The 14260-nt window shown below is 37.3% G+C and carries 14 protein-coding genes and 1 tRNA gene; 8 read left to right on the forward strand and 7 right to left on the reverse strand.

What is annotated here, in order from left to right; translation table 11 throughout:
• Window positions 1-5 precede the first annotated feature (5 nt).
• From STA7437_RS05160 to STA7437_RS05195, 7 genes are all read left to right on the forward strand, one after another.
• Window positions 6-1382, forward strand: a complete 1377-nt coding sequence (locus STA7437_RS05160; protein WP_015192321.1) for a glycosyltransferase — start codon at window positions 6-8, stop codon at window positions 1380-1382.
• Window positions 1383-1652: 270 nt separating this feature from the next.
• Window positions 1653-2189, forward strand: a complete 537-nt coding sequence (locus STA7437_RS05165; RefSeq protein WP_041619180.1) for a hypothetical protein — start codon at window positions 1653-1655, stop codon at window positions 2187-2189.
• Between the two features lie 17 nt (window positions 2190-2206).
• Window positions 2207-3064, forward strand: coding sequence for a hypothetical protein (locus tag STA7437_RS05170; RefSeq protein WP_041619182.1), 858 nt, complete (start codon window positions 2207-2209; stop codon window positions 3062-3064).
• A 372-nt stretch (window positions 3065-3436) separates the two neighbouring features.
• On the forward strand, window positions 3437-4207 hold the full coding sequence (locus STA7437_RS05175) for a hypothetical protein (RefSeq protein ID WP_015192322.1): 771 nt from the start codon (window positions 3437-3439) through the stop codon (window positions 4205-4207).
• A gap of 606 nt (window positions 4208-4813) precedes the next feature.
• Window positions 4814-5158, forward strand: a complete 345-nt coding sequence (locus tag STA7437_RS05185; RefSeq protein ID WP_015192323.1) for a hypothetical protein — start codon at window positions 4814-4816, stop codon at window positions 5156-5158.
• A 36-nt stretch (window positions 5159-5194) separates the two neighbouring features.
• On the forward strand, window positions 5195-6640 hold the full coding sequence (locus STA7437_RS24705; RefSeq protein ID WP_015192324.1) for a lysozyme: 1446 nt from the start codon (window positions 5195-5197) through the stop codon (window positions 6638-6640).
• Window positions 6622-6807: a hypothetical protein gene (locus tag STA7437_RS05195; protein ID WP_041619186.1), complete on the forward strand. Its 186-nt coding sequence runs from the start codon at window positions 6622-6624 to the stop codon at window positions 6805-6807. The genes STA7437_RS24705 and STA7437_RS05195 overlap by 19 nt, the downstream gene beginning before the upstream one ends.
• A gap of 900 nt (window positions 6808-7707) precedes the next feature.
• Here STA7437_RS05195 and STA7437_RS05205 read toward each other — a convergent pair.
• The 4 genes from STA7437_RS05205 to STA7437_RS05220 all read right to left on the reverse strand — a co-directional run bounded on the left by STA7437_RS05205 (window position 7708) and on the right by STA7437_RS05220 (window position 10629).
• Window positions 7708-7781, reverse strand: a tRNA-Pro gene (locus STA7437_RS05205).
• Between the two features lie 87 nt (window positions 7782-7868).
• Window positions 7869-8714 carry a DNA adenine methylase gene (locus STA7437_RS05210; protein ID WP_015192325.1) on the reverse strand — a complete coding sequence of 282 codons (846 nt, stop codon included), beginning with the start codon at window positions 8712-8714 and terminating at the stop codon, window positions 7869-7871.
• Between the two features lie 113 nt (window positions 8715-8827).
• Window positions 8828-9748, reverse strand: coding sequence for a Ycf66 family protein (locus STA7437_RS05215; protein WP_015192326.1), 921 nt, complete (start codon window positions 9746-9748; stop codon window positions 8828-8830).
• Window positions 9749-9972: 224 nt separating this feature from the next.
• The gene (locus tag STA7437_RS05220; protein ID WP_015192327.1) at window positions 9973-10629 is read right to left on the reverse strand and encodes a phosphoribosylanthranilate isomerase; all 657 of its coding nucleotides are present in this window, start codon (window positions 10627-10629) and stop codon (window positions 9973-9975) included.
• Window positions 10630-10782: 153 nt separating this feature from the next.
• Here STA7437_RS05220 and psaK point away from each other — a divergent pair, with 153 nt between their 5' ends.
• Entirely contained in the window at window positions 10783-11055 is a 273-nt protein-coding gene (psaK, locus tag STA7437_RS05225) for a photosystem I reaction center subunit PsaK (RefSeq protein ID WP_015192328.1), read from the forward strand.
• 98 nt (window positions 11056-11153) lie between these two features.
• On the opposite strand, the gene STA7437_RS05230 is transcribed toward psaK, so the two are convergent.
• Genes STA7437_RS05230 through STA7437_RS05240 form a run of 3 tightly spaced genes read right to left on the reverse strand, consistent with a single transcriptional unit; the run spans window position 11154 to window position 14172 of the window.
• Window positions 11154-12830: an alpha/beta hydrolase gene (locus STA7437_RS05230; RefSeq protein WP_015192329.1), complete on the reverse strand. Its 1677-nt coding sequence runs from the start codon at window positions 12828-12830 to the stop codon at window positions 11154-11156.
• 55 nt (window positions 12831-12885) lie between these two features.
• Window positions 12886-13695 (reverse strand): PIN domain-containing protein, encoded by an 810-nt coding sequence (locus STA7437_RS05235; RefSeq protein WP_015192330.1) that lies wholly within the window; start codon window positions 13693-13695, stop codon window positions 12886-12888.
• A 9-nt stretch (window positions 13696-13704) separates the two neighbouring features.
• Window positions 13705-14172: a helix-turn-helix domain-containing protein gene (locus STA7437_RS05240; RefSeq protein ID WP_015192331.1), complete on the reverse strand. Its 468-nt coding sequence runs from the start codon at window positions 14170-14172 to the stop codon at window positions 13705-13707.
• Between the last annotated feature and the right edge of the window lie 88 nt (window positions 14173-14260).

Below are 14260 nucleotides of genomic sequence, written 5' to 3' on the forward strand. Positions count from 1 at the left end.
TATTAATGATAACAAATATTCTTCAACTTAGTACTCAAGACATTAGTGGTGGTGCAGAAAAAATTGCTTACACTCTACACCATAGTTACTTAGTTAAAGGTCACAATTCCTGGCTTGCTGTAGGAACGAAAAAATCTGAAGAAAGTAATATTTTAGAGATTCCTAATGATAAATATCGTAACCCTTGGGCGAAACTATGGCTTAAAACCGCCAACCCGTTATTCCCTATTATTGAAAAAAACCGAGTTGCTTGGAAATTCCATCGATTGCTTACCCAAACCATCGGACAACCAAAACGGTGGTTAGAACGTCAACTAGGACATGAAGAGTTGGATTTTCCTGCTAGCATCGATATATTGAATTTACCGCCACAGCAACCCAATATTTTACATTGTCACAATTTACACGGTGAATACTTCGATTTAAGAGTTTTGCCTCAGTTAAGTAAACAAATTCCTACTATTTTGACCCTGCACGATGCTTGGCTTTTAAGCGGACATTGCGCTCATTCTTTAACTTGCGATCGCTGGAAAACTGGCTGCGGACAATGCCCAGATTTAAACATCTCACCTGCTATTAAACGTGATGCTACAGCTTACAATTGGCAGATCAAACAACAAATTTACGAAAAAAGCAAACTTTATCTCGCTACTCCTTCACAATGGTTGATGGATAAAGTCGAACAATCGATACTTCAGCCAGCCATTATTGAGAATAAAGTTATTCCAAATGGTATCGATCTGTCTATTTTTCATCCTGGCAATAAATTTGCTGTTCGGTCAAAATTAAGTATTCCTGTTAATGCCAAAGTAATTCTTTTTACTGCTAATACGATTCGGAATAATCCTTGGAAAGACTATCAAACTATGCAGACTGCCATAAATATAGTAGCTGAGTGTTTAAACCAAGAACAGATTTTGTTTATCGCATTAGGAGAAGATGCACCAGAAACACAAATTGGTTCAGCAAAAATTAGATTTGTTCCCTATCAAAAACATCCAGAAACAGTAGCCTCTTACTATCAAGCAGCAGATGTCTATATTCATGCTGCCAAAGTCGATACTTTTCCTAACACTATTTTGGAAGCACTTGCTTGTGGTACTCCTGTAGTTGCTACTGCTGTTGCTGGTATTCCCGAACAAATTGAAGATGGTGGTACGGGTTTTTTAGTTGCACCAGGCGATATTAATTCTCTGGCAATTTATATAGAAAAATTATTACTAGATGACGTTTTGCGAAATCAAATGAGCGATCGCGCTGCTATAGTAGCAAAGCAAAAATATGGATTAGAACGGATGGTTGATGAATATGTGAATTGGTATCAACATATTCTAGAAAATTATAAATACTTGGTGGTAGAAAGAGAGTTAAATCAAAACTAACAAAAGCCTGGATGGACAGAAATATATCAGGAGCTTTGGGAATTTTCTCAAGACACTGGTAGATACATCCTCTCTTGAAAATATCAAGAGTGCATTTGTTAATGAGTATTAATATTTGTTAACGAAAAAGTATCGGTAAATCCCGAGCTTATGTCAGTTTTTTATATATCGGAGCGGCGGGATTTGAACTAATGACTTCATTTAGCTATGACGAGACATCAAGGACTTAAATGCTTACTCATTGGTAATTTCAAGCAAAGTGAGTAAAAAGTGAGTAAAGATTGCGATTACGAAGTAGGCTTTGAAGCCTTATTGAAGGACTTCAAAAGGTATCAAAAAGATAGTCCAAAAGGGATTAGCTTGATTCGCAAAGGTCAAACTATATCTTTACAGTTCAAGATAGGTAAAAAGCCTAGAAGCCAGTATGGTTGCAACTGTTCCTTTACCTTAGATGGGATGGTAGAAGCTCTTAGCAAGGCTAACAAGGTAGCTGAAGCCTTAAGGTTATTTGCTAGCGAGGTTGAATTTTGGCAATGGTACGACAAAGAAATTAAGGAAGTAGGCAAGATAGAGAATGACCTACTCACTTTTAAAGACGCGATCGCGAGAGTAGAAAATGATTTTTGGAATAGACCAAGCAGAACAAGAAGGAGAAGAGACAAAAATAACCCTAGTGATATTCGCTCTTATAATCGAACTTATGGGCATTTCTTTAAATTATTGCCTCAAGATAAAATAGTTAACTTAACAGACATAATGTCTGCTATAGACACAAAAAAAGGGGTACAAGACAGTATGGCTATATAGTCGGAGCAATGAGAAAGATGGCTAGGCTGTGCAAGAGAGAAGATATATTAAAAGGACTAGAAAGCATAGATACAGAGCAAATTGAATTTCAAGAACTGCAAACTGTTGAGTTAGAAGAGTTTCTAGCCTGGAGAGATAAAGTACTAGGCATTACCTCTTCATTGCACTTCAATGCTGACTTAGAAATAAGAGAGCGTTGGCTATGGGTATTTTCAACACAAATAGTGTATGGGTTAAGATTGTCAGAAGTGTTCGCTATCCAGAACTTGGATAAACCCTTTGTAACAAAAGATAAGCGAACAATCCCAGCTTTAAGCGATCCCGAGAATACTGACAATCTAATTTACATTGGAGAAAAAACAAACCTAGGGACTAAGGTAAAAACTGGTAGCAGGCTAGCTAGACCTTTTATTCCTCCTAAATACCCTAATCTCATTGAAATGTTAAATATTAAAACTCCTGCCTTGCCTACTAACCGCCCTAGAAGCGATAGGCCTGAAACTATAGCAGGGTTTTACGCTGCTGAAGCTAGAAAAAGGCTCATTAAATGGAGCGCTCCATTTACCCAGACTCATGCGGATAGGCATTTAGGGAATGTTAACGGGGTACAAGCAGGAATACCGCTAGAAGTAAGAGCGCAGTCTATGGGGCATACTTCAGCAATGAATGACTCTGTTTACAAGAAGCGTCAAGCGACTAAGACGACTATTGACCTACTGCTAAACAGTAATACCAACGCTGTCGACTTCGTAACTGGACTAAATGAGGCTAAGAAGCTACTACAGGATTATCCTCATAGCTTAGAACCTGTAGCTAAGTTAATAGCAAGGGTATACGGCAAAAATGAGCAAGAGATACTAAAACTACTTTCTTAACCCTATTAATCACAAATAAACTATGTAAGGGTAGCAATACCCTTTTTTTTGTTTGTCATTAGCTCAAGGTATGGTAGCGATCGCGCGAATCCAGGGACGATGAAAACTAACTAATATTACCTATACCAAAAAACTCTCTACAGCACAATAGGACAAAAGAACTATAAGGAAGTGAGGTAACCAACCCTACCAGGGCAATAAGGATTATATCTCTAGTCTATTCGTCGTCAATAGTTCTTTCAGAAGCTCTACGACCCAAGCTATTGACTACTCATCGCGACTAGATAATCTCTTATTTTTGCGCCCTGGGGAGGGATTGGGTTTCCTTTTTTTAAGAGGAAAGTTCACAAACAAATCTCTTAGGAGGGTTCTATGGTAACACAAGTAAACAGTAAAGCAATCCAAGCAGGTCAAAAAATCACTCTAACCTACGAAGACAGAGAGTTTGAGGTAATAGTAATCGACCCACACGGGTTAGGGCGTAACCAACCTCTAATCGGATTCGGGTTCAGAATGGCAGAGCGTCATATTGGGATACCAAACTATACCCTGTCAAGATGGTTAATGAAAGAATCAGTGTTTGAGGGTGCTGCAAATAACGAGTTCTACAGCCTGAAACTACCTTCTGGTAAACGGTTGAGGGTGGTGCATTTTTTGGGAACAGACAATAACGAGTACATGGTTATTGAAGCTTCCGACTGGGTAGACTTAGCTGGCGATATTGCAGAGACACCAGGAAAACTAAGAAAACCAGCCAGAAGAAAAGTAATAGACTTCCTAAAGTGGTTTGCAGTCAAAGGACTATATGCAGAAGCTTACGCAGCCTTAAAAGGTCAGTACACTCAAGCGGATAGCATTAACCTTTCCACCTGGCTCAACTCAAGATTAGGAGGTATTCCTGTCAGGAATCAATACACCAACTTCTTGACCCAACAGGGTTGTTACAAATGGCACGAGTACGCTAACTGGACTAACTATGTCTATAAGGGTTTGTTCGGTATGACAGCTAAACAAATGAACGAACAATGGGACTTGATTGATGGGGACAAAAAGATCGCTCGTAATCGTATCTCCGAAGCTCAGGGACTAAACGCGAGGGGTTCGCTCCTCGCGTCGCGATCGCATTTTGTGAGAAGCAAGTGATTGAGTTATTTGTGGACGACCTAACAGAAGCTCATGATTTAGCTATTTCTATTGCCAAGCGAAAGTTCTTAAGAGGGCAAGAGTAAACGTATATAAAAATATTGCAATATTTTAGGGTATGTCCTCACGTTTCCCTTAGTTAAAATGAGTTTAATACTGATAACTATTTGTTGATAAGTTAAGCAGGTAAATAACAAAAAACAAGGGAGCGTGGCGACTCCCTTGAAATGGTAGGACAAGAAACCAAATCTACCTGCATGACTTAAATTATTATAGCCAATCTTCATAGGGAGCGTGACCTAATTTCTTATCAGGTAAATTTAGTATTCTCCTCAAAATAACGTCAAGGTAAAAATCAAAACTACCGTAGTTTCTGCCCCAAAGAGTCGATTCTTCGAGTAATTTTAGGATTGCTTGCTTTCTGTTAGACTCAGCATAACTCAAATTCTTGGTTGTCACAGCGATTATTTGTCAAGTAATTATTGCCTTACTTAGCAATAGTAACAATTTAAGTTTAATTATTACTAAATTGTGTAGTTTAGTAGGCAGTTAAAGGTAATTTTGTGGATACTAGAGTAGTAATTTAAAAAAACAAAATAACAAAATATGGCTGGTTTAACTTACGCACAATTATTTGGAACTAACGCTTACGCACAAAACACTCTTGAAATACCTACTGGGTTGTATTGTTTGTATAACGAGAATCCAGACAGAAAAGGACTAGTTATTAACAACATGACTTCCAACGGACAAATATATCTGGGATTAAACGATAGCGTTAGTCCAGGCGAGTATCTTGTTGTCATCCCTCCAGACGCATCTTACAGTTTTGATTTTGCTTACACAGGTGAAATTTGGACTTATACCACAGACGAAAACAACACCATTAAAGCTACTGAGTTTGGAGAAGGCGACGGGTTTAACCCTAACTGGACTCTTCCCGAACAGTAAAACAAATACAACAACACAATTAAACCCCATCCATAAATGAAAGACATTCGCCAAAAAGCCATCAAGATTATATCTGATCACTTTGAGAAACTCCCTGCTACTCTTGTTTCTTCTGACTACGACTTAGATACTTTTTGTCGTAAGTTTCTAAGGCTTCCTTCTCGTCCTAGTGATGACAGGGTTTATGGATGGCTTACTCCGATTCAAGAATTTGTAACCTATACTCCCGATTTAACTACCTCTAAAGCTGGAATAAACTTTATTAAGTTGTGGGAAGGATTAAGACTTAAGGCTTATCGTTGTCCCGCTGGTAAGTGGACTATAGGTTATGGAACTACTAAAGGAGTTAAAGCTGGTCAAGAGATAACCCAAAGGGAAGCTGAATCGTTATTAAGGAATGACCTAGTTGTTTTTGAGGACGCTACCAGAAACCTGGTTAAAGTTCAGCTAAGCCAGAATCAATTTGATGCCTTAGTGAGCTTTGTCTATAACGTAGGAGAAGGAGCTTTTGCCAAGTCTACTCTGCTACAGGTACTTAACGAGGGAAAGTTTACAGAAGCAGCTAACAACTTTGACAATGGAGCGTCGATTAACTCTTCAGCAGATACCTTTGCTGCCATAAGAAATAGCTTAAACGAGCGTAAGTACCACCGATTTTATATCCCTAGTGGCGACCCAGAGTTTCCAGGGACGTTTAAAGAAGGAGTTGAGCAAAATGCGATAATGATTTGGGATGACATCGATCCTTCAGTCTTTACCAGGACTCCAGAAATATATAGGTTGTTCAAGTTTGGCTACGACCGCTCGTGTTCGGTAATTCAGATATCCTCAGAAAAGCCAGGTAGCAACCTTAAATTCGATTGCTTTTGCCCCAAAGTTTTTAGCTCAATCCATCCTTTTCATGTCGACCCTTCTTTTCCCGAATTTAAAAGAAGACTATTAACAATCCCTACTTCCAAATTAGAAACGATTACCAATGCAGACTCCAAACCACTGGATATAGTTGACTACGACTGGACTGGACTAGATGTTGAATTCAAGCAGTACTGGTGTTATCAGAAGGCAGGAGAGTATTTAGCTACCAGGAGAGCAATTTCTCGTGGACTAAGACTTAAAAGTGAACAAAAGATAGTCTGTGTTGACTTAGTTACTACTGCCGTTACTACGGGTTTATGGGACAGCTTGACATTCGCGAATACCAAGCTGAATAGTTACTTTGATTGGCTGAAGTCTGAACAAGAAGAAGAGAAGGATTCTTTAGAGAAGATGATTCAACAACTTGTAGAGTCAGAAGAACAACAAGCTAGGGAAAAAAAACTAGAGGAATCTAGGGTTTACGTAGTTCGACTAAGAGGACTGATAGAAACTTGGTACGAAACGGGTTACCTCGTAGAACGTCCTAAAAAGAAAAGAATTAGGGAGCTAATGCGAGCTAAAGGATATAGGGTAGGTAAGACAGGCGCATGGTGCAAGAAACTATAGATTATTGGGAGCTATTGACTGCCATAGATACAGAACTAGCTCGTATAGGCTGGAGTACTAATCGAGCAAGACTTTATATCTACGCTACTTACGGCAAACGTTCTAGGCATCAGATGAGTGATGGACAATTAATAGAGTTCTGGGAATTCCTAAAAGCTTTTCCCTGAAGGCATTCATCAAAACCTTGCAATATTTTACCCTATGCTTACACAGCTTTCTTTCCTTTCTTTGTTTTGAAAATAAAAACATCCCCCACCCGACAAGAAAAAAGAGATTATGTGACTGAAGTGAGTGTCAAGAGCTTGATACGCAGTATTTACGAAGTAACTCTGGACGGGAACAAGGGAACTAATAAAATCTCGCTCAACAGGGGGGAATGGGTGTGTACCTACTTACTTACTATTTGGTTGTGCCTGATATGAGTTTAAAGATAGAAGCTGCTATAGCCAGAAAATTGAGACAAGGTTCTGATGTAGTTCACAAGAGTGCTTTGCAGAGGATATTCCCCAAGATACTGATAGCTGCACTGAATGGTGACTGTGGCGTACGGTACCGAGGTAGAGTGAGTTCTGAGGATAAGGAGTATCTAAGAGAGCTTGGCTATAGGATTGAGAACGAGAGGTTAAAGAGCTTGTTTATTTACTGGGATAATTAGCGGAGCAGTAAGTAAAACTTATAGTGGTAAAATCTACCATAATTAGTCCTAGTAGCTCTCAGCTACTCCCTCAGAAAGGATAGAGCGATTTTAGAGCTACTTACTCAAACTTATCAATCAGTGTTGCAGTACACTTTTCGACTGGAACTGTTGTAGGTCGGAGAGGTTACCAGTCGAAAAGACGACTGATTTTACCCTTAAAATACTCTGCTTGTTCTATTTGACAGAATGACCTAGCTGTGTTCTGAGTAATGGTAGAAATAACCATATAAAGACTTGTTACTTAGGGGCTATTTTTACTCGCTCTGTTGGGATAGATTTAAGGGTAAGTGAGTAAGAAATGAGTAAGCAAAGCACCACGTTTAGTGGTGTTGTGGGGTGAAATCCCGAGCTTATGTCAGTTTTTTATATATCGGAGCGGCGGGATTTGAACCCACGACCCCCACTACCCCAAAGTGGTGCGCTACCAAGCTGCGCTACGCCCCGAAGTTCACGGACTATAATAATACACTTTCTTACCCCTATTAAGCAAGTAAATTTTAAAAATTCTTTAGCACTATCCTATTGTTACCTTTAATAGTTTGTAATTATTACTTCAGGAATTTTGCCTCGCTTGTCACCTTTAGAATTAATTGCTCTGGTTGCATAGACAAACTCAATCTTGTAACTAGAATAAAGATCAAGAATCAGAGGAGCATTGGAGTTAGAAACCATAAATCTAATGCCTTGAGCATTAAGGCGATCGCAAAGATTACGTAGGTTTAACTGCATCGAGAGATCGAATCCATCTTGACTGTATCCAGTAAAGTTAGATGTAGCATTTAATGCTACATAGGGAGGATCGAAATAGACAAAATCGTCCAGGGTAATTTTTTCTTCAACCTCAAGGAATGAACCAGTGATAATTTTCGCTTTTTGAAGTACTTTACTACAAGCTCTTAAATTAATCTCATCAACAATTTTAGGGTTTTTGTAAGACCCCATTGGAGTATTAAATTGACCTTTAGAATTGACACGATATAATCCATTAAAACAGGTTTTATTGAGATAGATTAGTCTACTTGCTCTTTGAACATCAGACCATAATTTATATTCTTCGCTTCGGTCAATATTTCTAATTTGATAGTAGTAGTCTTTTTTGTGAATATGTTTTTTTAAATCAGTAATTAATTCTTCAACTTTATCCCTAACAACTTGATAAGTATTGGTCAATTCTTCGTTAATATCGATGAGAACAGATTTTTCTAGTTGTAAATAAAAAAATAATGCTCCGCCACCAACAAACGGTTCAAAGTATCGGGAGAAATTTTGAGGAATTCGTGCTGTTGTTTCTGATAGTAGTTGAGTTTTTCCGCCAACCCATTTGAGAAAAGGTTTTGCTTGAATATTGATATCTATTGTTTTATTTTTTACAGTCACTGAAATAATTAAAATTTAGATAATCAAATCAAAAGCGATCGCTTGAACTGAGGGCAAGATCGCCCAGGAGCGAGGCGCTGCGCGATCGCTTTAAATGGAAGCAAATTTTACATTTAATAATCGTAATTAATGCGACGGTCTATGTCTTCATCATTGATTCGAGAAGGATTATAATTTCTCTCATCCTGTTCTTCACGATTCCAACTATTATCTGAATCTGTTTCAGCAGGATCTAATGGTTGATAATCGACATAATCAGTAGAAAAACTGTCGTTATCATCGACATAACTGCGTCCCAAATTGCTTGGATCTAGTTTTTTGGGTTTTGGTTGGCGGGGAGTTTCATCAACAAAATTGTCTTTAGCAGTAGGACGAGAACGATTTGGTAATGGTGTTTCATTCCAACCTTCTTCTTGTCCCCAATCGTCAGAACGATTGCCTCTTACTTCTCTGTCTTGATAATAATCATTACGAGGTGGAGTATTGCCACGGCGAGGAGGACGATTATTGGTTTGAGCAGAATATCTCTCTCTTTCAGGACGAGAACGATTTGGTCTACTCGGATAATCTTCTCTAGATACGCTAGCAGATCTACGGGAAGAACGAGGTGCAGGTTCTTCGTATCCACGTAATCTAGGACTATCGTAATTGGGAGTAGCGTCGTATTGGTCTGGTTCGATTTGGTCTAATTCTGCTTCTGTATATACCCTAGTCCGACTAACAGGGCGATCGCGGTCAACTATCGGAGTATTGCGTCTTGCTTGTTCTGTAGCTACACCCCGTAAGCGAATACTTTCTACCGCAAAGAAAATTGCCGAACCTGTCAGGAGAAATTGACCAAATTGAAGAATTGGGTCTAACCGCCATCCTTGAAACAGTAAAATAAATCCGCAGAGTAACCCTACCGCAGCAAAGAAAATATCATGATCTCTTGATAGTTCTGGCCGAACAGAACGTAAAAAATATAAGGATGCTCCTGCTACTGCTAAAAATATTCCTAAAATACTGGCTGAATTCAGCCCAAAATTAACCATTACTGCTCTCCTAACTTGCTTTTAGCGGGATTTTAGATAAGATGTTAAATATATAAACTAAGTAATCTCAACTTATATTATTTTGTCTAAGATTAACAAAATCTGCCTCGATATTTTTGGGTAAAATCAGCCATAAGACTCGCTAAACTTTAATTGAGTTTTTAAATACTTAAGATCTTAGTACAAAGATTCAAATCTAGAGATAATCGTTTCTTAACTAATAGCTAAATAAAACTGCTTGATTTACCCTTGATCGAATCTAATTGATGAAATAGTTGAGTCACTTTGTTTAAATCTTTATTGCCTGGAGCTAATTCTACTCCACTAGATAAATCTATTCCATGAGGTTGAAGTTGACTTAAGGCAACTAAAATATTGTCTGGTGTTAATCCTCCTGCTAAAAACCAAGGTAAAGGAGAAGTCCATTGGGTTAATTCTTTCCAGTTTAAAGTATGTCCTGTTCCTCCTAGTAATTGGGGATCGTAAGCGTCTAATAACAAAGTATTGACAGATTGCGCATAATCAATAACTTTAGCTAAAGATGCATTAGTTTTAATTCGCAAAGCTTTAATCAATTCTACTTGTGGTGATAACAAAGTTCGTAACTGCTGACAAAACTCTGGTGACTCATTACCGTGAAGTTGTACTCCTGTTAAACCCGTTTCACTAACAATTGTCACAATTGCATTTAAATCAAGATTAGCAAATACTCCAATGGTATTAACTTGTTGCGGTAATTGTTGAATAATAGTCTTGATGGCTGAAACTTCTAGATAACGAGGAGATGCTGGGACACAGATAAAACCTAATTCTGTTGCACCCAATTGAGCTATCGCATTTCCTTGCTCTAGGTTAGTGATTCCGCATATTTTAACTCGCATTCTGGATTCAATTAATTAGATTGGGTTTTTTCTTAGTAAAAATTTGAATTACTGTAAATTATTAAGAAGAAAATATATTTTCTTGAAACAGATTTTTATAATTCCTGTAAATTGATCAATCATAGTTTATCAAGACGGGAGTTCAAATATATAATGATCTCTACTTTGGTTTTGGCTGCTCACACTACCCCTTCAACCATTGAGTGGAATACATCGGTAGCTTTAATCATGATTTTAAGTAATCTGTTTGCTATAGCTATCGGGCGTTATGCAATCCAAAATTCAGGTAAAGGACCAGATTTACCCGTCCCTAAGCCTGAGTTATGGGAAAAATTTGGGTTTCCCGAATTGTTAGCGACTACGAGTTTCGGTCATATCTTGGGTGCTGGGATAATTTTAGGATTGGGAAATGCCGGAGTATTATAATATTTAATACTTTTAAGATTAGAAGTAGGGGTAATTCATCAATTGCCCCTACTGAAGCTTGCCCTCGAGCGAAGTAATGAATTTTGACTTTTAATTTTTTATTGAGGATTTAATTGTAAATTTAGCGATCGCACAAGACTTAAAGGCAATGCACTACGGCTAATTTTGGCTGCATATGCAGAATTTAAGTAAGCTTGATAACTTAAGTGCTGTAAAACATAGCTTTCAAAAAAGATTAAACCCAGTTGTTTAACGTAGGTTTGAGCGATTTGAGGATCAGGACCAATTGCCTGAGAAGGCAAAGAAATACTACCAGAAGATTCTTGTAAAGTAGAAAAGTGAGTTGCTCCTTGAAGTAGAACTAAATATTTTTCGGAATTAGTCAACCAAGTAAAAGGTTCAATTTGCTCTGATAAAGCAGGTGTCACAGGATCTGCGCTACTAGCTATCAACATAATAGGTATTTTAATTTCACTAATCCCTTCTTGTCCAAACACAGCACTAGTCAAAGGATTAATTGCGATCGCAGCAACAATTCTTTCATCTCGTAAGTTATATCTCTGATTGGGTAATTCTAAGGCAATACATTGCAGTAAAAGAGAAAGATTAAGAGAATTATCAATGTCTTGACAGGCTTGATTTAAACTGGCAAAATTCAATCTCGCACCTGCCAAAGCTAAAGCTGTGTAAGCACCAAAAGATTGACCGATAATTCCTACCCTTCTGACTTGTAATTGTGGTTCATAATTAGTTTCTAAATGATCTAGTAAAAATTTAATATCTAAAGGACGGTCGATTAATTCTTCAGGTAAAGTCACTCTATTCGCAAAACCATTAAATAACGCTTGAATTTGACCAGCATTACTACCTGGATGTTCAGGAACTGCTACAGCAAAACCATAGGAAGCTAGATGAGTTGCCAAATAAGCAAAAGTAGTGCGATCGCCACCTAAACCGTGAGAAATAACTATTAATGGTAAACGACCAAAAGTGTTGGGAAGATACAAATCAACGGGAAAACGGCGATCGCGATAACGATCTTCTAGAGTTAGAAGTTGTTTACGATAAGAATAACTACCTGGTTGATTAAAACTGGGCAAAGGAAGATTTTCCAGAGAATTATTAGTAGCAGTTTCTTGAAGAGCTTGTTGTTCGACTTGTGCGATCGCTGATTCTGTATCTTGGACAATTTCGCTCAAATTTTCAATGATTTGGAAGCCTCGTTCAGAATTAAGGCGAATTCCATAGGTAGGAAATTGTTTAAGAATATTTAAAGGAGTTAATCCTTCTTGATCGGCTGAAGCCATAATTAAAGCTGAACGCAGGGCATAAAAACCAGATTGACCAGCTTTAGTTTGAATGACTTGAGCTACTTTAGCTAGAATTCTTTCTCCTTGAGGAGAATAAAGAAATTGTGTGACGGCTAAAGGAGTAATATTTGCTTTAGTGAGTAAAGCAGTTCTAAGTTGTTCTAGTTGTTCTTGAGATAATAAATTGGCATAATTACTTAAGTTCGCATCTATCACACCTGTCCTAGCATAAGTTTCTAAAGATTCTACTGGGAGAGAAAATTGTAGCAGTCCGTAATCGAGATAAATTTTTTCCGCTGCTGAAGTTTTAGAAGCTTGAACAAGGGGAACACTTAAGCAAATACTTAAATTACAGATAGTCAAAACTAACTGCAATAAATAAGAATATCTTAGCCAGGAAAAACTAAAATATTGCCGAATAGTTATTTTTGATTGGTTCTGTTCGAGAGGAAATACGAACGTCATTAGGCAAATTAAACTAAGAGCGTCTAATACTGTTGTAACATTCCTAGGTTTGATTTCACGGTTGAGGAAATTCTTGGTTTAGCTTATCTTCAAAATTTTCAAATTTTTCTAAATCTTCTATTGTAAAATTTGCTTTAACAATATTATTATCAGTTTCTTTAAATATCTCTTTTCTCGTCTTGTGTGTAATTGACAAGGTTTTATTTTTAGCTTGTAAACAGTACTGTTCTCCCTGATAAACTCTTTCGTGATTTGGATAAGATTTACCTACTAATCGAATAGTCTTTTTCGCAATATTGGAAATACGAAAACTATATAATTCAGATAAAATATAATTAGAAAAATTGGGAACTTGAAGACTTAGACGATTAAGTAAATCTTTAACAGTCATTGGAGGTTTAATCAAAGACTCTGCTTGTGTGCAAATAATTTCTGCAAGAGTATCTCTGCCAAAATCAGAACAAAGATCGATTAAAAAATCATCTGGATGTTGTGCTTTAATATCAAACAATTGAAGAGATTCGTTTGGAAAATCTTTCAAGTTAGAAGTAACAATAAGATCGGCTTTAACTTTTACCGCCACAGCTAAGACATGACGATCTTTAGGATCGTTGGTCATGATTGGAATTAATTTTTCATAATCTTCAACTATTGCTTCTGGAAAAGATTGTTTAATTTGCTTTTGATACCTTGCTGTTTTTTCTACAGTCATTCTTCTTTTTTTAACAAGATTGCGAGTGACTTCATCTAAAATCTCTTGAGAAAAATGAGGACGATATAGTTCAGCTTCCGCAATACGTAATAAAGTATCGCATAGAGGCATAGGAAAAAGAACGCAGGCATCTAAAACTACTACAGGTTTCACACAATGTATTTATTCATCAACACAGTTAGTGTCTTCATCATAAAATCCTTCTTCTTGTAAGAAAGCAGTAAATTCACTCAAACTTTTACTGCGTTGACGATCTCTTAGTTGTTTGTATGCAAAAATATCTCGACAATTAATACGTCTGTGTTTTCCTACTTTGGTGTGAGGAATTTCTCCTTGTTCTAATAATTTAATCAGATAAGGACGAGATACATTTAATAAATCTGCTGCTTCTTGAGTTGTCATTTCTTGATCTAAAGGAGAAATAGTAATTGAATTTCCAGATGCCATTGCTTCGACAACTTGATACAAAGCATTGTAGACAGACTCGGGTAAAACGATTTCTTCTCCAGTACTACTAATGAGTTTTGGTAAAGATTTTTCAGCAGTTAAAAACTTTTCTAATTTTTTAATCGCTGAAGTTTCATTCTTTTTGGGTTTTAAAGTGTTAAAAGAACTTAGTTGCTTAGACATGATATTCAATTTAAATACCTTTTGCTGTTATTTTTCAGCAGTAGGTTAGGTTAGCTGTTTTCTAATTGGATCATAGCAGACAATCGCA

The organism is Stanieria cyanosphaera PCC 7437, from assembly GCF_000317575.1.
Classification (GTDB): Bacteria; Cyanobacteriota; Cyanobacteriia; order Cyanobacteriales; family Xenococcaceae; genus Stanieria; species Stanieria cyanosphaera.